Below are 19091 nucleotides of genomic sequence, written 5' to 3' on the forward strand. Positions count from 1 at the left end.
TCGCAAATTCGGACGGAGCCGGCTCACAAGGCCCGAGCGGCCGCCAGCACTTCCTCGGCATGGCCGGCGACCTTGACCTTGCGCCAGATGCGGGCGAGGCGGCCCTCGGCGTCGATCAGAAATGTCGATCGCTCGATCCCCATGTACTTTCGGCCATACAGGCTCTTCTCGACCCAGATGCCGTAGGCGGAAGCGAGCTTCTGCTCCTCGTCGGCCAGCAGCGCGAAATCCAGCTCATATTTGCGCTTGAAATTGCCGTGACGTTGCACGGAATCCGGGGAGACGCCGATAATCTCCGTGCCGCAATCCGCGAAGGCCTGGCGCAGGCGGTTGAAGGCGATCGCTTCCTCGGTGCATCCCGGGGTGTTGTCCTTCGGATAGGCGTAGAGAGCGACCTTCCGGCCGCGCAGCTCCGACAGACCGACCTCGCCGCCGCCGTCGCGCGGCAGCCTGAAATCGGGCGCCGGATCTCCTTCCTGCAATGTCATGGCCGTTGCCTTCCTTTTGTCGCCTTCTCACTGCATGGACCGCCGAACACGACAAGGCAGGCCGGCGATACCATCGGTCAGCGAAGCATGTGGCACGTCCTTTCCGGATTGCCGAATCGCTTCGTCTGGCCTCATCGACATGCATGCCGTCTGGCGGGATTGCGGCAAGAGGCGAACAGACGCACTCTGCGGCAGGCCGATGCCCGGCGCCGAAAAGGACCACGCGCATCTTGGCGGATGAGGAAGTAGGGGCCACGGCTTCGGGGCGAGCGGAAGCGCAGCCCGAGCGCGAAGCCTGTGAAGTCGAGATCGTGAAGCGCCGCGCGAAAGCCGGGCTCGCGACGATCTGCGTCGCGATCACGGTGGCCATTGTGGTTCTGGCAGGCGCGGCGGTCACGCTTCTGGCGACCGGCATCGTCCCGTTGTCGGGCCTCGAGGGGCGTATCTCCGCAGCGATCGAGGAGCGGCTGGGGCCGGGCTGGGAAGTCGAGGCCGCATCGGCGGAACTCAGCCGGACCGACGGACATTCGCAGCTCAAGGTTCGTCAAGTCCTCTTCCGCCATGCCAGCGGCGCCATCATCCGCGCCCCTGAAGCGGTTCTCGGCTACGAGCCGCTCGCTCTCCTCAAGGGCGATATCCGGCTGGTTTCGGTCGATCTGCGCGGGGTCAATGTCCGCCTCGGCGTCAACAAGGAAGGCGTCCTCGTCGTCAATGCAGACTCGGCGCCTGCCGAGACCCCGCCGACACCGGCACTGCCAGACGCCGCGCAATGGAACGCCTTCACCGGCATCATGGGCGCGATCTCGATGCTGGCGCGCGGCGACGGATTGCTTGGTTCGCTGGAGACCGCCGGCATGAACGGTGCGCGCCTGGCGCTCGTCGATCCCGATGGTCGCCTGAAGGCCGGCCTCGAGGATGTCGAGATCAGGCTCACGCGCTCCGGCGAGCGCGGAACCCGCCTGACGATGAAGGGGCGCACCGGCCAGCGCTGGAAGGACATCGCCGTCGATCTGTCGACGGAGGCCGATGGAACGCAGCGGGCCGACATCAACATCCTGCGCTTCGAGCCCGCGGAGATCGTGGCGCTGGCTTTGGGCACCGGGGTGAGCCTGGAAGGCTTGCCGCTCCAGGGCAAGGCGACGCTCCGCCAGACGCCGGACGGGCACAAGTCGATCACGGCGCAGATCGATGTCCATGCCGGCCATGTCCGCTTCCCGGACGGGCCGATGCCGCCGCTGGCGGTCGATTCCGTTCATCTCGAACTGGCGAGCGGCGCCGATCTCACGCAGCTCGACATCCAGAAGGCCGAGTTCAAGGCCGGAGCGACGCAACTGACCGCGACCGGCTCTCTACGCACCGACGATGGGGCCTGGCGGCTTGCCCTCGACGCCAGGGGTCAGCTCGCCGGCCTCGATGCGACGGATGCCGCCGTTCGGATCGATAGCCTGAAGGCAGCGCTCAAGATCGACCCGGCGAACGCTACGGTGACGATCGAGCAGGCAGCGATCCGCGGACCTGCCGCGACCGTCGACATGACCGCCTATATCCAGAAGCAAGGCGAATCCCCGCTGCAGCGCTTCGCGATCAAGGCGAGCGATTCCGACGTGCGGGCGCTGCTCGCGATCTGGCCCGAGTTCACCACCCCCCAGGTGCATCAGACCCTGCACCATCAGCTCGCAGCCGGCCGGATGAAGTCGCTGTCCGTCGATCTCGACCTGCCGGCGGCCGATCATGCCCGCCTGATCCGCGGCCACGGCCTGCCGGACGGCGCCCTTTCGGTCGTGATCGATGCCAATCAGGTCCGCTATCTGCCCGATCCCGGCCTGCCGCCGCTGGCGGATGCCACCGTCACCGGCAAGGTGACGGGGCGGACCGTGCAACTGGCGATCGGCAATGCCACCGCCGAGCTCGGCAATGGACGGCAGTTGCAGCTCAGCGAAGGCAGCTTCGCCATGCCCGACTACGCCGTACATCGAGCCCCGGGCCGCATCGGCTTTCGTTCGCAGGGCTCGATGGACGCGCTGGCCGCGCTCTTCGCCTTTCCGGCCCTCAAGGATTTCAATCTCGGACAGATCGACCCCGGCGCCATCAAGGGCGCGAGCGATCTGAAGGTCACCATCGCGCTGCCGCTCGCACATGATCTCAAGCCGGACGAAATCACCGTCACCGGCGCGGGAACGCTGACGAATGTCAGTTCGGATACGCTTCTTGGAACGGAGAGGCTGGAAGGCGGCAATCTTTCCGTCAATGTCGACCGCAACGGTCTTGCCCTGCGCGGCGATGCACGCATCGGCGGCGACAAGGGCACCATCGAGCTGAAGCAGAACGGCAAGGGGCAGGGCGAAGCCACGCTGCAACTCAACCTGGACGCCGCCGCTCGGCAGCGGCGTGGACTCGGCGCGGATTCAGGTATTTCGGGCACGCTCCCCGTGAAGGTCACGAAGCTTCTCGGCAAGGGCGGCGATGGGCCGCCGCGCATCGAGATCGATCTGACCAAGGTGGCGCTCGATGGCGTCGTTCCCGGCCTGAGCAAGCCTGCTGGCCGGCCCGGCAAGCTCAGCTTCCTCTATGTCTCCAGTGCCGACGGGCCCGACCTGGAGGACTTCACGCTCGATGCAGCGCCTGCCCTGATCAAGGGGCGGGTGGAGCTGAACAGGCAGAACGGCCTCGACGCCGCCAGCCTCTCGCAGTTCCGGATCTCTCCCGGCGACAATCTGAAGCTCGACGTGAAGCGGGACGGCAATGTCACCAAGCTCGCGGTGCGCGGCGCCGTGGCGGATCTGCGCCCCTTCATCAAGGATATCCAGGGCGCTGCCCCTCCATCCAGGGGCGCAGACAAGGCGGGGCCGAAGGATAGCGACTACGACATCGATCTCGATGTGCCGATCCTGACCGGCTTCAACAACGAGGCCATTACCAACGGCACGCTCAAGCTCTCCAAGCGGAGCGGCGAGGTGCGGTCGGCAAACTTCCAGGGGCGGATCGGCAAGGCCGATGTGACGGCGCGCCAGGGCCGGCAGGGTGAGCGCCTTGTCGTTCAATCCGAGAACGGCGGCTCGCTCCTGCGCTTCCTCGATCTCTACAACAAGGCCCATGGCGGCGATCTCGTCCTGACCATGGGGTCGGGAGCAAGCCAGAGCGGCGATCTGATGTTCCGGAACTTCATCGTACGCGACGAGCCGGCCCTGCGTCGCGTGGTCGGTGCTCAATCCGCAAACGCCTTCTCGGGGGATCGCCCCGAGGAGCAGCGTATCGACACCTCCGAGGTCGCCTTCACCAAGCTCAAGGCGGAGTTCACCCGCTCGACCAGCCGGCTCGACGTTTCCGAGATGGTGATCTGGGGCCAGCAGGTCGGTTTCACCCTGCAGGGCCATGTCGACTATGGGCGTGACCGCGTCGATATCGGTGGCACCTTCGTGCCAGGCTATGCCTTCAACAACGCCTTCGCCCAAGTGCCGGTGGTCGGCGCCTTGCTCGGCGGCGGCAGCCAGTATGGCGGTCTCTTCGCCGTGAACTTCCGGATTTCGGGCCCGGCCAGCGCGCCGACCATGACGATCAATCCGCTCTCTGCAATCGCACCCGGCATCCTGCGCCGCTTCGTCGATCCGCTCGGCGGCGCGCCGGCGCAACGCCCGGTCCAGCCGGGCGAGGCGCCGCGACGCTGAGCGACGTGCTGCGGCCTATTCGGGCCGCAACAGGATGTGCTTCTTCTTGCCGAAGGAGAGCTTGATCACGCCTTCCGACGACAGGTCGGAGAGCCCGAGCAAAGCGCGCTCATCCGTTACGACCACGTCGTTGACGCGCAGGCCGCCGGCCTTGACCTGGCGGCGGGCCTCGCCGGTGGAGGGCACCAGCCCCGCCTTGACGAAGGCGGTCAGCACCCCGACGCCCGGCTCGATCTCGGCCCGGGCGATCGCGACGCTCGGCAGGTCGGCCGCGAGCGCGCCTTCTTCGAAGGTCTTGCGCGCGGTCTCGGCGGCGGCTTCCGCCGCCTCGCGGCCATGGACGATCGCGGTGATCTCGGTGGCGAGAATCTTCTTCGCCTCGTTCAGCTCGGCCCCACCGAGCGCGGCGAGTCTGGCGATCTCGTCCAGCGGCAGCCGGGTGAACACCTTGAGGAAGCGGCCGACATCGGCGTCCTCGGTGTTGCGGAAATACTGCCAGAAATCATAGGGGCTGAAGACGTCGGCATTGAGCCAGACCGCGCCGTTGGCTGTCTTGCCCATCTTGGCGCCGGAGGAGGTCGTCAGCAGCGGGGTCGTCACGCAGTAGAGCTGCGGGCCGCCCATCCGGTGCGAGAGATCGACGCCGTTGATGATGTTGCCCCACTGGTCGGAGCCGCCCATCTGCAGACGGCAGCCATAGCGGCGGTTGAGCTCGACGAAGTCGTAGCCCTGCATGATCATGTAGTTGAATTCGAGGAAGGACAGAGACTGCTCGCGGTCGAGCCGGAGCTTCACCGAATCGAAGGACAGCATGCGGTTGACCGAGAAATGCCGGCCGACATCGCGCAGGAACTCGACATAGTTCAGCTTCAGCAGCCAGTCGGCATTGTTGGCCATCATCGCGTCGGTCGGCCCGTCGCCATAGAGCAGGATGCGGCCGAAGACCCGCTTGATGCTCTCGATATTGCTGGCGATCTCCTCGACCGTGAGCAGCTTGCGCTGATCGTCGCGGAACGAGGGGTCGCCCACCATGGAGGTGCCGCCGCCCATCAGCGTGATCGGGCGGTGGCCGGTCTCCTGGAACCAGTAGAGCATCGTCAGCGAGATCAGGTTGCCGATATGGATGCTGGTCGCTGTCGCGTCATAGCCGACATAGGCCGTCTGGGTTCCCTGCCGGCACAGAGCATCGAGGCCCGCCGGATCGGAGACCTGATGGATGAGGCCGCGCTCGTCGAGCACGCGCAGGAAATCGGACTTGTAGGTGGTCATGGCGGCTTGCGATCTGGTGAATGTCGTTCCGCCGTCGTCTAGAGCATGGACCGAAAAGTGGAAACCACTTTTCGGAAAATCCGATGCCAAACAAAGAGCTGGATCGCCACTTTGCGCCCGACAGGACACCAGGCGATCCAGCATGTTCAGCCAAAGTGGAAACCGCTTTTGCGGCAGGAGCACCTGCTGGCTTACCCTGGGACGCGGTTGAGCCAGAGCGCCGCAGGGGCGGATGGGCGCGGCGGGTCGACGATCTCGCGCGACAGTCCGAGATCGCAGAGGGCACGATCGTCGAGCGTTGCGAGATAGCGCTGCGCCCGGGCGGCAGCGAAGTGGCGCCGCCAGACCAGCAGCCAGCCGAGCGGGAAGGAAGCGCCGCTCTGCGGAGCGAGCGGTGCCGTTTGCGACAGACAAGTCATGATCCGACCCTCGGGAAGGCGGGCGGCGGCGCCCGCTGATGTGAGTTCGAATCTGGACGAGCCGCGGCGCCGTCACAAAGCGGAAGATTGTCATCTGCCATAAAGACAGCTTATGCTTCGGCATGCCCATGCATCCACCGCCACCGAAGCTTCCGCCCCTTGCAGCGGTCCGCGTCTTCGAGGCCGCGGCGCGCCACCAGAACTTCACCCGCGCGGCTGAGGAGCTTGGCATGACGCAGGCCGCGGTGAGCTATCAGATCCGGTTGCTCGAGGATCGCGTCGGTGCGGCGCTGTTCGTGCGCCAACCGCGCCAGGTTGTTCTGACGGCGATCGGCCAGCGGCTCGCCGGGCCCGTTGCAAAGGCGCTCTTCGATATAGGCACCGTGTTTCGCGGGCTGTGCGAGGAGAACCAGGCCGTCCTGACGATCTCCTCGCTGCAGACCATGGCGATCACCTGGCTGTCGCCGCGCCTGGCCCAGTTCCAGGTCGAGAATCCGCAATTCGAGGTGCGGGTGGGAACGACAGAGCACCTCGTCAATTTTGCGACGGAATCGGTTGATCTCGCATTGCGGTACGGGCGGGGGGAATGGCCCGGCCTCGTGGCGGAACGGCTGTTTGCCTGTCATTACGCGCCGCTATGCACGCCCGAGCTGCGCGAGCAGCTGCAGCTGCGCGAGCCCCGGGACCTGCTGCGGGCGCCGATGCTGAGCCCGATGGATATCTGCTGGAAGAGCTGGTTCGCCGATGTCGGCGTCGACGTGCCCAAGCTCGGTGGGCGCGCGACGATGGCGCTGCAGATGCAGGCGATGAGCATTCAGGCGGCGCTGCGCGGGCATGGCGTCGCGATGGCGATACCGGAGCTCTTCGCCTACGACATCGCAGCCGGGCGGCTGGTCTTCGCCATCGACCATGCCGTTCGCGACGAGCGTTCCTATTGGGTCGTCTACCCGCAGGAGCGCCAGCGCGAGCGCAAGATCAGGCTGTTCCGCGACTGGGTTCTGGCGGAAGCCCGGGCAGCCTGCATGAAGCTGCCCGTTCTCGCCGGAAGCCGGGGCGTTACCGTCCCGGCGGTCTGAGCCTCCGGGTCAGGCCTGTTCCTGCTCGGACTTGAGGATCTCGGGGCCGACCTTCCGGTCAAGATAGACGCCGACCTGCTCCATGAGCTGCTCGACGCGGCCGTCGAAGAAGTGGTTCGCGCCGTCGACCACGGCATGCTCGATCTGGATGCCCTTCTGGGTCTTCACCTTCTCGATCACCGCCATCACCTCCTTCACCGGGGCGACGCGATCCTCGGAGCCATGGACGAACAGGCCCGAGGACGGGCAGGGCGCCAGGAAGGAGAAGTCGTAGCGGTTGGCCATTGCCGCGATCGAGAGGAAGCCCTCGATCTCCGGGCGGCGCATCAGCAGCTGCATGCCGATCCAGGCGCCGAAGGAGACGCCGGCGATCCAGCAGCTCTTGGCCTCGGGGTTGAGCGCCTGCATCCAGTCGAGCGCGGCGGCCGCGTCCGAGAGCTCGCCGGCGCCGTGGTCGAACTGGCCCTGGCTGCGGCCGACGCCGCGGAAATTGAAGCGCAGCGCCGAGAAACCGCGGTTCACGAAGGTGTAGAACAGATTGTAGACGATCTGGTTGTTCATCGTCCCGCCGAATTGCGGGTGCGGGTGCAGGATGATCGCCAGCGGCGCACCGCGCTTCTTGGCGGGCTGATAGCGGCCCTCGATACGACCTGCCGGCCCGTTGAAAATCACCTCTGGCATCGTCTCACCGCTTCCTGTCGGGGACGCCGGCACGGGCGGGCAGAAAGCGGGCGCATGCCTGCTCGAAACCCGGCCGCCCTTGACGACGCCACCATGCGCGCCCTAGATAAAGAGCGCTTAGAATAGTTCTAACAGCCGTGAACAAGTCGAGAACAAAACGGTGGATCGCTTGAGCGGACCGCGTCTCGACCGTTCCGGCCGGTTCGGATGGGCGGCTATAGCACGGCGCACAGGTGCGATTTCAAGCATTTCGTATCGACGAGCCGGGCAATGACGATGATGGAGCAGGAAGGATCGTGACGGCGGGGCGTGCCTATCTCGACCACAACGCCACCACCCCGGTCCGACCGGAGGTGTTGAAGGCGGTCGCGCATGCTCTTTCGCTGCCGGGCAATCCGTCTTCCGTTCATGGCGAGGGGCGGGCTGCGCGCGGCGCGCTGGAACGCGCGCGTGAGCAGGTCGCGGCGCTCGTCGGGGCCAAGGCGTCGAACGTCGTGTTCACCAGCGGCGGGACCGAGGCCAATGTCACGGTGCTTTCGCCCGGCCTGATGGATTGCGATGGCGGGCGCGACTGCGTGCGGACGCCCGCCTCGCTGCTGCTTCATAGCGCGACCGAGCACGCCTGTGTGCGCGAGGGGCATCGTTTCCCCTCCGGTGCCGCCGAGGCGATGCCGGTTGACGGCAATGGCGTGATCGATCTGGGCTGGCTCGACGAGCGGCTGGCGCGTTTCGTGGCGGATAGTCCTGGCGCGCGGGCGTTGGTCTCGATCCATCTCGCCAATAACGAGACCGGAGTCGTCCAGCCGATCGCCGACGCCGCCGAGATCGTGCATCGCCATGGCGGCTTGCTGCACAGCGACGCCGTGCAGGCGGCCGGCAAGATCGCCATCGACATCATGGCTGTTGGCGCCGACGTGCTGACGCTCTCGGCGCACAAGATCGGGGGTCCGAAGGGCGTCGGCGCAATTGTCTTCCGCACTGGTGCGCTCGAACTCGCCGACAAGCCAATGCGCGGCGGTGGGCAGGAGCGCGGCTGGCGCGCGGGAACCGAAAATCTCCCGGGAATCATCGGCTTCGGTGCCGCAGCTGAAGTCGCGCGCGAGCGTCTCGTTGAAGAGGCGGAGCGCGTCGCGAACCTGCGCGACCGCCTGGAAGCAGGGCTGGCCACTCTCTCGCCGGAGACGGCGATCTTCGGCCGCGCTGCGCCACGCCTGCCCAACACCAGCGCCTTCGCGACGCCGGGCCTCAAGGCCGAGACCGTGCTGATCAAGCTCGATCTGGCCGGGGCCGCGCTGTCCTCCGGCTCGGCCTGCTCCTCGGGCAAGGTCAAGCGTTCGCATGTGCTCGACGCGATGAAAATCGACCCCGCCATGAGCGCAGGGGCCTTGCGGGCCTCGCTCGGATGGACCACCTGCGAGGCAGATATCGACCTTTTCCTCGCGGCCTACGGCAAGCTCGTGGCCGCGGACACCGATCGGAGCGCCCGGGCTGCCGCCTGAGCGTTCCGCAACACGAAGACTGAACCGGCGGGCCCTTGAACCCGCGACTGGAGACTGAGCATGGCAGCGGTCCAGGAGACCATCGATCAGGTCAAGTCGATTGACGTGACCGAGTACAAATATGGCTTCGTCACCGAGATCGAGGTCGAGAAGCCGGCCAAGGGCCTGACCGAGGACACGGTCCGCTACATCTCGGCCCGCAAGAACGAGCCGGAATGGATGCTCGCATGGCGGCTGGACGCCTTCCGCCGCTGGAAGACCATGATCGAGCCGACCTGGTCGCGCGTGAACTATCCGCCGATCGATTATCAGGACCTCTATTACTATGCCGCGCCCAAGAAGGGCGCTTCGCCGAAGTCCCTCGACGAGGTCGATCCGGCGATTCTGGATACCTACAAGAAGCTCGGCATACCGCTGCGCGAGCAGGAGATTCTCGCCGGCGTCGCGCCGGAGAACCGCGTCGCGGTCGATGCGGTGTTCGATTCCGTCTCGGTGGTGACGACCTTCAAGGAGGAGCTCGCCAAGGCCGGTGTGATCTTCTGCTCGATCTCGGAGGCCATCCAGGAGCATCCGGAGCTGGTGAAGAAGTACCTCGCCAGCGTCGTGCCGGTGACGGACAACTATTTCGCCACGCTCAACAGCGCGGTCTTCACCGACGGCTCCTTCGTCTACATCCCCAAGGGCGTGCGCTGCCCGATGGAGCTGTCGACCTATTTCCGCATCAACGAGCAGAACACCGGCCAGTTCGAGCGCACGCTCATCATCGCCGACGAAGGCTCCTATGTGAGCTATCTCGAAGGCTGCACGGCGCCCAAGCGCGACGAGAACCAGCTTCACGCCGCCGTGGTCGAGCTGATCGCGCTGGACGACGCCGAGATCAAGTACTCGACCGTACAGAACTGGTATCCCGGCGACGCCGACGGCAAGGGCGGCATCTACAACTTCGTGACCAAGCGCGGCGATTGCCGCGGCAGGAATTCGAAGATCTCGTGGACGCAGGTCGAGACCGGCTCGGCGATCACCTGGAAATATCCGTCCTGCATCCTGCGCGGCGACGGATCGCGCGGCGAGTTCTACTCGATCGCGGTATCCAACGGGGCACAGCAGGTCGATAGCGGCACGAAGATGCTGCATCTCGGCAAGAACACGACCTCGAAGATCATCGCCAAGGGCATCGCGGCCGGCAAGTCGGACTCGACCTATCGCGGCATGGTCTCGGCCCATCGCAAGGCGACCGGCGCGCGCAACTTCACCAACTGCGACTCGCTGCTGATCGGCGACCAGTGCGGCGCGCACACGATCCCCTATATCGAGGCCAAGACCGCGACGGCGATCTTCGAGCACGAGGCCACGACCTCGAAGATCGGAGAGGACCAGATGTTCTACTGCCAGCAGCGCGGTCTTTCCGAGGAGGAGGCGGTGGCGCTGATCGTCAACGGCTTCGTCAAGGAGGTGCTGCAGCAGCTCCCGATGGAGTTCGCCGTCGAGGCGCAGAAGCTGATCACCATTTCCCTTGAAGGCTCCGTGGGCTGACGCCCGATCGTTTCCGAGATGCCCGGGCCAAGCCCGGGCAGGACGCCAGGACCAAGCGCGTCATGGTCGGGCTCGCCCCGACCATCTCCTGCAGAATGGAACTCTGAACAATGCTCGAAATTCGCAATCTGGTCGTCAAGATCGCCGACGAGGACAAGCAGATCCTCAATGGCCTGAACCTCACCGTGAACGACGGCGAGGTCGCCGCCATCATGGGGCCGAACGGCTCCGGCAAGTCGACGCTCAGCTATGTCATCGCCGGCAAGGAGGACTATGAGGTTCTCGACGGCGAAATCCTGCTCAACGGCCAGAACGTGCTGGAGATGGAGGCCGACCAGCGCGCCGCCGCCGGCATCTTCCTCGCCTTCCAGTATCCGCTGGAGATCCCCGGCGTCGCCACCATGACCTTCCTGAAGGCCGCGATGAACGCCCAGCGCAGGGCACGCGGGCAGGACGAGCTGCTGACGCCGGACTTCATCAAGCAGGTCAACGCCGCCGCCGACAAGCTCGGCATCGCCAAGGACATGCTGCGTCGCCCGCTCAATGTCGGCTTCTCCGGCGGTGAGAAGAAGCGCATGGAAATCCTTCAGATGGCTCTGCTTTCGCCGTCCATGTGCATCCTCGACGAGACCGATTCCGGCCTCGACATCGACGCGCTGCGCATTGTTGCCGAGGGCGTCAACGCGCTCCGCGACAAGAGCCGTGGCTTCCTGGTCATCACCCACTATCAGCGCCTGCTCGACCATATCGTGCCGGACACCGTCCACGTCATGTCGAAGGGCAGGATCGTGAAGACCGGCGGCAAGGAGCTGGCGCTCGAGCTCGAGAAGAGCGGCTACGCGGCCTATGGGGAGGCGGCGTAATGGCCATTGTCACCCCGCTGAAGACGGCTGCCGAGCAGCAGCTCGTCCAGCAATACGCGGACAGCAAGGCCGAGCTGCCCGGCGGCCCGGCCGTGCGCAAGCTGCGCGAGGAAGCCTTCGCCGGCTTCGAGGCCAAGGGTTTGCCGCATCGCCGGCTCGAATCCTGGCGCTATACCGACCTGCGCTCGCTGTTGCGCGAGGCACGCCCGCTCGCAGGCGGCACCGCCGTCACCGAGGCGGTGAAGGCACGGCTTGGCGAGCTGAAGCTCGGCGGCCTGCGCCTCATGCTGGTCGACGGCGCCTTCGCGCCGGAACTGTCCACGCTCGACGCGATTCCCGAGGGCGTCTCGGTGCAATCGCTTGCCGATGCGCTGGTCTCGCCGCGCGAGGATCTGACCCGCATCCTCGCCGGCCCCTCGGTCGGCGCGGACGACACCGGCCTGATGCTCAACACCGCGCTGATGCGTGACGGCGTCTTCGTCGAGATCGCCGAGGGCGTCGAGCTTGAGCAGCCCGTCGTAATCATCTCGCTCGCCTCGGGCGAGGAGGAGCGGGCGGTGTTCCACCGCTCGGTCGTGCTCGCCGGCAAGGGCGCCAAGGGAACGATCGTCGAAGTCAGCGAGGCGGCGGGCACCGCCGCGCAGCAGATCAACGGCGCCATCGTCTTCGAGACCGGTGACGAAAGCGAGATCCAGCATATCCGCCTCGTCACGCGCCAGGCCGCCGCGAGCGTGCAGGTGCAAAGCCTGCTCGTCACTGTCGGTGCCCACGCCAAGTTCGACTCCTTCGCCCTCGTCGCCAACGCGGGCACGCTGCGCCAGCAGCACTTCGTCCGCTATGCCGGCGAACACAGCGAGATCGGCCTGCGCGGCGTCAATCTGCTCCGTGGCTCCGAGCACTCCGACGTGACGCTGATCGTCGACCACGAGGTGCCGCACGGCACCAGCCGCGAGCTGTTCAAGACGATCGCGGGCGGCGAGGCCACCGGCGTCTTCCAGGGCAAGGTCATCGTGCGCCAGCATGCGCAGAAGACCGACGGCAGCATGAAGAGCAACGCGCTGCTGTTGAACGACGGCGCGACGATGTTCAACAAGCCCGAGCTCGAGATCTTCGCCGACGACGTGGTCTGCGGCCATGGCGCAACCGTGGCGCAGATCGACGGCGACCAGCTCTTCTACCTGATGGCGCGCGGCCTGCCGCGGCCGCAGGCGGAAGCGCTGGTGCTGCAGGCCTTCGCCGGCGAGGCGGCCGAGTTCATCGCCGACGAGAACCTGCGCGATCTGGTCATGGCCGAGGTCGAATCCTGGCTCAAGGCCCGCGAGGCCGCTTCCGAGGTGAGCACCGTCTGATGCCCTACATCAATCTCCAGATCACCAAGGGCGCGACGCGCGAGCAGAAGGCGCAGATCGTCAAGGAATTCACCGAGACGCTCGTGAAGGTGCTCGGCAAGAACCCGCAGAACACCCATATCGTGATCCAGGAGATTGAGCGGGAGGATTGGGGGCATGCCGGCGCGCTCGTCGCCGACCGGCAGCCCGGCACCGGAAAGGCGTGAGGATGAACGCGGTCACCGGCCAGCCCGTGCTAAAGCCCTATGACGTCGAGACCGTCAGGCGGGATTTCCCGATCCTGTCGCGCGAGGTCTACGGCAAGCCGCTCGTCTATCTCGACAACGCCGCCTCGGCGCAGAAGCCCGAGGTGGTGATCGAGGCGATGTCGCGGCTGATGCGCGAGGACTATTCCAACGTCCATCGCGGGCTGCACTATCTCGCGAACGCTTCGACCGAAGCCTATGAAGCCGCTCGCGAAAGTGCGCGGCGCTTCCTCAATGCCAAGCACCTTGAGGAGATCGTCTTCACGCGCTCCTCGACCGGGGCGCTCAACACGGTCGCATCCTCCCTCGGGCGCCATCTGAACCTCGGCGAGGGTGACGAGATCATCGTCTCGATCCTCGAGCACCACTCCAACATCGTGCCCTGGCACTATTGGCGCGAGCGCCATGGCGCCGTGCTGAAATGGGCTGGTATCGACGAGGACGGCAATTTCCTCGTCGAGGAATTCGAGAAGCTGATCACGCCGCGCACCAAGGTCGTCGCGCTGACGCATATGTCGAACGCGACCGGTACCATCGTGCCGATCGCCGAGATCGCCAAGATCTGCCGGGCGCACGGCATCCCGCTTGTGGTCGACGGCAGCCAGGGCGCCGTGCACCTGCCGGTCGACGTGCAGGCGCTGGGCTGCGACTTCTACGCCTTCACCGGCCACAAGACCTATGGGCCGACCGGTTCCGGCATCCTCTGGGGCCGCAAGGAATGGCTAGACAAGCTGCCGCCCTATGAAGGCGGCGGCGAGATGATCGTCACCGTCACCGAGGATACGGTGACCTATAACGACCCGCCGCATCGCTTCGAGGCCGGCACGCCGGCAATCGTCGAGGCTGTGGGGCTGGGCGCTGCGCTCGACTACATGATGGCGCTCGGCCGCGAGAACATCGCGGCGCATGAGGCCAGGCTCGGCGCCTATGCGATGGAACGTCTCGGCGAGATGAATTCCATCCGCATCTTCGGCAAGGCGAAGGAGAAGGGCGCGATCGTCGCCTTCGAGATGAAGGGCGCCCATGCCCATGACGTCGCGACGGTGATCGACCGCGCCGGTGTCGCAGTTCGCGCCGGCACCCATTGCGCCATGCCGCTTTTGGCACGATATGGGGTGACATCGACCTGCCGTGCCTCCTTCGGCCTCTACAACACGCTGGAAGAGGTCGACAAGCTGGTGGAAGCCCTGCGGAAGGCCGAGAGCCTTTTCGCCTGATAATCGAGGATTTTGAGCCTTGGCCACCTCCGAGCCCATCGCGTTGAAGGAAGACTTGAAGCCGAACGAGCCGCAGGTCGGCTCCGGCACGTCGCTTCCGCCCGAGGAGATCGACCGCCTGACCGATGACATCGTCGCGGCGCTGAAGACGGTCTACGACCCCGAGATCCCGGCTGACATCTACGAGCTCGGCCTGATCTATCGCGTCGACATCGCCGATGACCGCCAGGTCACCATCGACATGACGCTGACCGCGCCGGGCTGCCCCGTCGCCGGCGAGATGCCGGGCTGGGTCGAGAACGCCGTCAGCACGGTGCAGGGCATCGCGGGCGTGACGGTCAACATGACCTTCGACCCGCCCTGGGATCAGTCGCGTATGTCCGACGAGGCGCGCGTCGCTCTCGACATGTGGTGAAAAACGCCGGCTTCATGCCGGCGTGATGGATCGCATTCCATCGCTTCATTGGCTTTCGGCGCGTCCCGCTGGCAGGAAAGGCGATAGAGCCTCAGCTGCCTTTCGGAGCCTGCCATGCCGAGCTTTCCCTTTGAGACCGTCGACGTCTTCACCGACACGCCATTCGGCGGCAACCAGCTCGCCGTCTTCACCGATGCACGCGGCCTCTCCGACACCCAGATGCAGGCGCTGGCGGCGGAGATGAACTACAGCGAGACGACCTTCGTTCTGCCGCCGGACGATCCGGCCAACGACGCCAGGGTCCGGATCTTCACGCGTACGCATGAGATGCCTTTTGCCGGGCATCCGAATGTCGGCACGGCTTTCGTGCTCGCGCGCCACGGTCGCGACCGCGGCGGCGTGCTGCGCTTCGAGGAGATCGCCGGGCTGGTCGAGGTCAAGGTCGCGCGCGATGCCGCAGGCACGGTCACGGGGGCGACGATCGCCGCGCCCCAGCCCCTGACGAAAAGCATCGAGCTGCCGGCCGACGCGATCGCGGCCTGCGCGGGTCTGGCGCCATCGGATATTGTGGTGACGAACCACCAGCCGGTTCGTGCCTCGGTCGGGGTCTTCTTCGTTCTCGCGGAAATGACCGTGGAAGCGCTTTCCCGCGCCACGCCGGATCTGAGCCGTTTCCGGGCGGTGCGCGACGGCACGCCGGGGCTGGAAGGCCGCCTTTCGCTGTTCCTGTATGCGCGGGACGGCGCCGCCGATATCCGCGCGCGGATGTTCGCGCCGATCAGCGGCACCTGGGAGGATCCGGCGACCGGCAGTGCCAGCGCCACGGTCGCAGCCCTGCTGCTCTCGCTCAGTGGCAAGAACGATGCGAGCTTCACGCTGACGCAGGGCGTCGAGATGGGCCGGCCCAGCCTTCTGCACCTGACCGCGCGCCGTGGCGAGGACGGCATCCGCGCCACCGTCGGCGGCTCCTGCGCGCAGATGTTCCGGGGCGAAGCGCTCCTATAGGCCGAGCTCTGCACGCACCCGCTTCGTCAGCCCGGCCGCGGCGAGGCGGTGGCTCTCGCGCAGATAGTCCTGCAAGGCATCGTCCGGCATGCTCTCGGCCGTGAGCCATTGGATCCATTTCATGCCGCGCGAGGCGAGGTAGGGCGCCGGCCGAAGGCCCGGCTGCTCCCTGAGGATGTCGAAGGTCATAGGCGAGCATTTGAAGCTCACGGCCATCTCGCCGTCTTCCTGCTGCCGGGCGATGGCGAAGACCTTCCCGCCGACCTTCCAGACATCGGCGCCGCCCCATTGCACGACATGGCTCGTCGCCGGCAGCGAGGCGCAGAAGGCATTGTAGGCCTCGGGCGACATGTCGGCCTCAGTAGCTCTCGGCGTCGATGCCGTGGCGTGCCGCGGCGGCCTTGATCTGTGACCAGGTCTCGTCGTCGAGCGGGATGCCCGCGGCGCCGCGCTCGGCCCGGACCTTGCGCTCCTTGTCGCCCGGCGCGAGCACTGGATTGGCCGGGTCCTGCGGCTTCGCCGCGCGCACGAAGGCGAGGTAGCTTTCGGTGCGGCTCTTGCGCAGCTCGGCATCCGGCTCCAGCCGGGCCGGATCGATGATCACGCCGAAGAGCGAGTTGATGATCCAGCTCTTCTGCGGCTTCTGGTCGATGCGGGCGGCGCCCATCAATCCGGCCGATAGCAATTCGGCGATCAGCGAAAGGCCGGCGCCCTTGTGGTCGCCGAAGGGCAGCAGCGCGCCGAGCGGGTGGTCCGGGCTGGCGAAGACATGCGCCGGATCGGTGGTCGGTCGGCCTTCGCCATCGATGATGTAGCCGGGTGGCACCTGCTCGCCTTTGTTGAGGGCGACGCGGGCCTTGCCGTGGGCCATGCGGCTGGTGGCGAAATCGAGGATGAGCGGCTCGCCCCCGGGAACCGGGATGCCGATCGCATGCGGATTGGTGCCGAAGCGCGCCTCCTTGGCGGCATAGGGCGCGACGATGGGCGGGCGGCCGGCGACATTGACCCAGAAGAACGAGATCAGCCCGGCGGCTGCGGCGACCTCGGCATAGTGGCCGATCCGCCCGATATGATGCGAATCAAGCAGGTTCACGATGGCGACGCCGCCGGCCTTGGCCATCTCGATGGCGCGATCCACGGCGTTGCGCGCATTCGGCTGGCCGAGCGCGACCGCCCCGTCGATGATCAGGAAAGGCGCGGCGTCGACCCGGGCCTGCGGCTGCGATGTCGGGCTGAGATTGCCGTCAGCCAGCGACTGGAAATAGAGCGGGATCATGCCGACCCCGTGGCTGTCATGGCCGCTCAGATTGGCGAGCACGAGATGGTCGGCGGTTTCCTGCGCCTCCGCTTCCGTCCAGCCGGCCTTCATCACCATATCGTGGACGAGGGCGCGCAACGATTCGGGACGGTGCAGGCGATGAGGCATGGTTCTTCCGGGAGTTGGGCGGCCAGGCAGGATGAAACCGCCAGAGTGCATGCCCCGGGCGGATGCGCAATGCATCTGGCGATGGACGCAGGGCTGGGGATTGCATGGCGAGCTGCGTCCATCTCGACGCGAGCCGCCGCGATCCCTATGTTAGAGATGCAATCTTGCTTCACCGGGCCTTGAACCCGGTCGAGGAGGGACGAGGAATGTTTTCGATACCGGGCCTGAAGGTCATTTCGCTGACCGACGCAGCGGCCGCCCGCATCCGCGAGATCATGGCGCAGTCGGCTGGCGGCGACATGCCGGCGCTCGGCCTGCGCGTCGGCGTCAAGAAGGGCGGCTGCGCCGGGATGGAGTACACCTTCGAAATCGCCCGCGCGGTCAACAAGGGCGACGATGTCGTGACCGAGAAGGACGCGACCGTGGTTGTCGACGCCAAGGCGGTGCTGTTCCTGCTGGGCACCGAGCTCGATTTCAAGACCGACCGCTTCTCCTCGACTTTCGTCTTCAACAATCCCAATCAGGTCTCGGCCTGTGGCTGCGGCGAGTCGGTCGAGATCAAGCCGCGCAGCGAAAGCGCGCTCACGGCTCCCTGAACGGTCGACGTGGCCGCGCTCAGGCGGCTGGGCGAGCAGAGCGCCGCCCTCAAGCGCTGGACACAGGGCTCGCGCGGGCGGCCGCCTGCGAGGCGGCCGCCGGACCGCTCAGGCCACGCGGCTCGTCGTCTCGAGCACGTCCTCGGTAACCGTGCGGTTGCGGCCGTCGCGCTTGGCCTGCATCAGCGCCTGATCGGCCCGATCGACCAGCGAGCCGGCGGTGTCGCCGCGGCGGTAGCTCGACACGCCGAGCGAGATGGTGATGCGGCCGAGATTCTCGCTGGTCGAGCGCTTGATCAACTCGCGGGTCAGCAATGCCTGCCGGACGGTCTCGGCGCCGAACTTGCCGGCGATCAGGTCGGCCTCGGGCAGGATGATAGCGAACTCCTCGCCGCCGAACCGGCTGATGACCGCCTTTTCCTTGAACTTGTCCTTCATCGTGCGGGCAACCAGGCGCAGAACCTGATCGCCGGTGAGATGGCCATGGGCGTCGTTGAAGCGCTTGAAGAAGTCGATATCGGCCATCACCAGCGCGAAGGGTTCGCGCCGCAGCGTCGCCTGATCGATCGACTTCTGCAGCATCTCCTCGAAATGCCTGCGATTGGCGAGCCCGGTCAGCGGGTCGGTCAGGGCTTCGGCGCGGGTCGATTCCAGCGCCTCGCGGAGGTTGCGGATCTCGTTGGAGCTGTTGCGCAACTCGGCTTCGAGCTGAGCCTTGCGCGTCACCTCTTCGCGGGTCGAGAGCACGAGCGCCTCGACCCACTCACGCAGCTTCTGCCGGTCCGTCATCGGCGGCACGTCTTCCGACATCGCCGTCAGGCGGCCGTGAAAGAGCTCGCTCGACCCCAGGGCCTTGTCGACCAGTTCCATCATGGCATCGATCTCGCCGAGGACCTGGAGGCTGGTGCGTTCGGCCTGACGGGAAAAGCGCTCCGTGCTGATGAAACGCTCGTAGAGGCTGTCGATGTCGGCAGCGGTGACCTTGCCGTCGTTGCCGGCGAGGATGGCGTTCATTGCCATGCTGACGGCCGGCATCTCGCCGCTGAGATGCGCGTACCAGACCTCGAAAGCGCGGGGATAGCTCGGCGAACCGTGGTGCCGCATAGCGGCGACGACGCGCTCGGCGAGATCGTTGGTGCGGGCGGAAACCGAAGCTTCGTCGTCCATGCCTTCGCCATTCCGATATGAAGCGGAATCGTGGCCTTCGGCCACGTCAGCTTCGATTGATCCAATCGAAGCGGGACATCCTGTCCGTCTATACGGCGGCATGCGCCCGTCCGCTGCCGCGGTGTTCCCGCAGCAGCGACGATCAATCTAGTCAGACGACGTTAAAATCGGGTTGATG

The 19091-nt window shown here is 66.1% G+C and carries 18 protein-coding genes; 11 read left to right on the forward strand and 7 right to left on the reverse strand.

Annotated features, from left to right (window positions below):
- Window positions 1-23: 23 nt before the first annotated feature.
- On the reverse strand, window positions 24-488 hold the full coding sequence (locus AB4Z10_RS13700) for a peroxiredoxin (protein WP_441470935.1): 465 nt from the start codon (window positions 486-488) through the stop codon (window positions 24-26).
- A gap of 311 nt (window positions 489-799) precedes the next feature.
- On the opposite strand from AB4Z10_RS13700, the gene AB4Z10_RS13705 reads away from it, so the two are divergent.
- A complete protein-coding gene (locus tag AB4Z10_RS13705) occupies window positions 800-4153 on the forward strand; it encodes a hypothetical protein (RefSeq protein WP_441470936.1) in 3354 nt (1117 codons plus the stop codon).
- Window positions 4154-4168: 15 nt separating this feature from the next.
- Here the strand turns inward: AB4Z10_RS13705 and tyrS are convergent, their stop codons facing one another.
- Both tyrS and AB4Z10_RS13715 read right to left on the reverse strand, forming a co-directional pair.
- Window positions 4169-5422, reverse strand: a complete 1254-nt coding sequence (gene tyrS, locus AB4Z10_RS13710; RefSeq protein ID WP_441470937.1) for a tyrosine--tRNA ligase — start codon at window positions 5420-5422, stop codon at window positions 4169-4171.
- Between the two features lie 191 nt (window positions 5423-5613).
- Window positions 5614-5841: a DUF1127 domain-containing protein gene (locus tag AB4Z10_RS13715; RefSeq protein WP_441470938.1), complete on the reverse strand. Its 228-nt coding sequence runs from the start codon at window positions 5839-5841 to the stop codon at window positions 5614-5616.
- Window positions 5842-5969: 128 nt separating this feature from the next.
- Here AB4Z10_RS13715 and gcvA point away from each other — a divergent pair, with 128 nt between their 5' ends.
- On the forward strand, window positions 5970-6917 hold the full coding sequence (gene gcvA / locus AB4Z10_RS13720) for a transcriptional regulator GcvA (protein WP_441470939.1): 948 nt from the start codon (window positions 5970-5972) through the stop codon (window positions 6915-6917).
- A gap of 9 nt (window positions 6918-6926) precedes the next feature.
- Here gcvA and AB4Z10_RS13725 read toward each other — a convergent pair whose 3' ends face one another.
- Window positions 6927-7598, reverse strand: coding sequence for an alpha/beta hydrolase (locus AB4Z10_RS13725; RefSeq protein WP_149129147.1), 672 nt, complete (start codon window positions 7596-7598; stop codon window positions 6927-6929).
- 293 nt (window positions 7599-7891) lie between these two features.
- Between AB4Z10_RS13725 and AB4Z10_RS13730 the strand changes: the two genes are divergently transcribed.
- From AB4Z10_RS13730 to AB4Z10_RS13765, 8 genes are all read left to right on the forward strand, one after another.
- Window positions 7892-9097, forward strand: a complete 1206-nt coding sequence (locus AB4Z10_RS13730; protein WP_441471086.1) for a cysteine desulfurase family protein — start codon at window positions 7892-7894, stop codon at window positions 9095-9097.
- Between the two features lie 60 nt (window positions 9098-9157).
- Window positions 9158-10630 (forward strand): Fe-S cluster assembly protein SufB, encoded by a 1473-nt coding sequence (sufB, locus tag AB4Z10_RS13735; protein ID WP_441470940.1) that lies wholly within the window; start codon window positions 9158-9160, stop codon window positions 10628-10630.
- Between the two features lie 110 nt (window positions 10631-10740).
- Window positions 10741-11493 (forward strand): Fe-S cluster assembly ATPase SufC, encoded by a 753-nt coding sequence (gene sufC, locus AB4Z10_RS13740; RefSeq protein ID WP_441470941.1) that lies wholly within the window; start codon window positions 10741-10743, stop codon window positions 11491-11493.
- Window positions 11493-12842, forward strand: a complete 1350-nt coding sequence (gene sufD / locus AB4Z10_RS13745; RefSeq protein ID WP_441470942.1) for a Fe-S cluster assembly protein SufD — start codon at window positions 11493-11495, stop codon at window positions 12840-12842. Before sufC ends, sufD begins: the two co-directional genes overlap by 1 nt.
- Window positions 12842-13048: a tautomerase family protein gene (locus tag AB4Z10_RS13750; RefSeq protein WP_038365758.1), complete on the forward strand. Its 207-nt coding sequence runs from the start codon at window positions 12842-12844 to the stop codon at window positions 13046-13048. The genes sufD and AB4Z10_RS13750 overlap by 1 nt, the downstream gene beginning before the upstream one ends.
- Window positions 13049-13050: 2 nt before the next feature.
- A complete protein-coding gene (locus AB4Z10_RS13755; protein WP_441470943.1) occupies window positions 13051-14304 on the forward strand; it encodes an aminotransferase class V-fold PLP-dependent enzyme in 1254 nt (417 codons plus the stop codon).
- Between the two features lie 55 nt (window positions 14305-14359).
- Window positions 14360-14719, forward strand: coding sequence for an SUF system Fe-S cluster assembly protein (locus AB4Z10_RS13760; protein ID WP_441471087.1), 360 nt, complete (start codon window positions 14360-14362; stop codon window positions 14717-14719).
- A 114-nt stretch (window positions 14720-14833) separates the two neighbouring features.
- A complete protein-coding gene (locus tag AB4Z10_RS13765; protein WP_441470944.1) occupies window positions 14834-15724 on the forward strand; it encodes a PhzF family phenazine biosynthesis protein in 891 nt (296 codons plus the stop codon).
- On the opposite strand, the gene AB4Z10_RS13770 is transcribed toward AB4Z10_RS13765, so the two are convergent.
- Together AB4Z10_RS13770 and AB4Z10_RS13775 are read right to left on the reverse strand one after the other, a co-directional pair.
- Complete coding sequence (locus AB4Z10_RS13770) at window positions 15719-16075, reverse strand: MmcQ/YjbR family DNA-binding protein (protein WP_441470945.1); 357 nt, start codon at window positions 16073-16075, stop codon at window positions 15719-15721. The two genes, AB4Z10_RS13765 and AB4Z10_RS13770, sit on opposite strands and share 6 nt — an antisense overlap.
- 7 nt (window positions 16076-16082) lie before the next feature.
- Entirely contained in the window at window positions 16083-17150 is a 1068-nt protein-coding gene (locus tag AB4Z10_RS13775; RefSeq protein WP_441470946.1) for a malate/lactate/ureidoglycolate dehydrogenase, read from the reverse strand.
- Between the two features lie 206 nt (window positions 17151-17356).
- Between AB4Z10_RS13775 and AB4Z10_RS13780 the strand changes: the two genes are divergently transcribed.
- On the forward strand, window positions 17357-17746 hold the full coding sequence (locus AB4Z10_RS13780; protein ID WP_441470947.1) for a HesB/IscA family protein: 390 nt from the start codon (window positions 17357-17359) through the stop codon (window positions 17744-17746).
- Window positions 17747-17854: 108 nt separating this feature from the next.
- On the opposite strand, the gene AB4Z10_RS13785 is transcribed toward AB4Z10_RS13780, so the two are convergent.
- Entirely contained in the window at window positions 17855-18913 is a 1059-nt protein-coding gene (locus AB4Z10_RS13785; RefSeq protein WP_441470948.1) for a GGDEF domain-containing protein, read from the reverse strand.
- Between the last annotated feature and the right edge of the window lie 178 nt (window positions 18914-19091).

The sequence above is a fragment of the Allobosea sp. RAF48 genome (assembly GCF_052114025.1).
Taxonomy (GTDB): Bacteria; Pseudomonadota; Alphaproteobacteria; order Rhizobiales; family Beijerinckiaceae; genus Allobosea.

Coding starts and splice junctions, on each gene's coding strand:
- AB4Z10_RS13770 (WP_441470945.1), bottom strand. CDS start 16,075: ATGTCGCCCGAGGCCTACAATGCCTTCTGCGCCTCGCTGCCGGCGACG.
- sufD (WP_441470942.1), top strand. CDS start 11,493: ATGGCCATTGTCACCCCGCTGAAGACGGCTGCCGAGCAGCAGCTCGTC.
- AB4Z10_RS13715 (WP_441470938.1), bottom strand. CDS start 5,841: ATGACTTGTCTGTCGCAAACGGCACCGCTCGCTCCGCAGAGCGGCGCT.
- AB4Z10_RS13755 (WP_441470943.1), top strand. CDS start 13,051: ATGAACGCGGTCACCGGCCAGCCCGTGCTAAAGCCCTATGACGTCGAG.
- sufB (WP_441470940.1), top strand. CDS start 9,158: ATGGCAGCGGTCCAGGAGACCATCGATCAGGTCAAGTCGATTGACGTG.
- AB4Z10_RS13785 (WP_441470948.1), bottom strand. CDS start 18,913: ATGGACGACGAAGCTTCGGTTTCCGCCCGCACCAACGATCTCGCCGAG.
- AB4Z10_RS13765 (WP_441470944.1), top strand. CDS start 14,834: ATGCCGAGCTTTCCCTTTGAGACCGTCGACGTCTTCACCGACACGCCA.
- sufC (WP_441470941.1), top strand. CDS start 10,741: ATGCTCGAAATTCGCAATCTGGTCGTCAAGATCGCCGACGAGGACAAG.
- AB4Z10_RS13700 (WP_441470935.1), bottom strand. CDS start 488: ATGACATTGCAGGAAGGAGATCCGGCGCCCGATTTCAGGCTGCCGCGC.
- AB4Z10_RS13775 (WP_441470946.1), bottom strand. CDS start 17,150: ATGCCTCATCGCCTGCACCGTCCCGAATCGTTGCGCGCCCTCGTCCAC.
- gcvA (WP_441470939.1), top strand. CDS start 5,970: ATGCATCCACCGCCACCGAAGCTTCCGCCCCTTGCAGCGGTCCGCGTC.
- tyrS (WP_441470937.1), bottom strand. CDS start 5,422: ATGACCACCTACAAGTCCGATTTCCTGCGCGTGCTCGACGAGCGCGGC.
- AB4Z10_RS13750 (WP_038365758.1), top strand. CDS start 12,842: ATGCCCTACATCAATCTCCAGATCACCAAGGGCGCGACGCGCGAGCAG.
- AB4Z10_RS13725 (WP_149129147.1), bottom strand. CDS start 7,598: ATGCCAGAGGTGATTTTCAACGGGCCGGCAGGTCGTATCGAGGGCCGC.
- AB4Z10_RS13780 (WP_441470947.1), top strand. CDS start 17,357: ATGTTTTCGATACCGGGCCTGAAGGTCATTTCGCTGACCGACGCAGCG.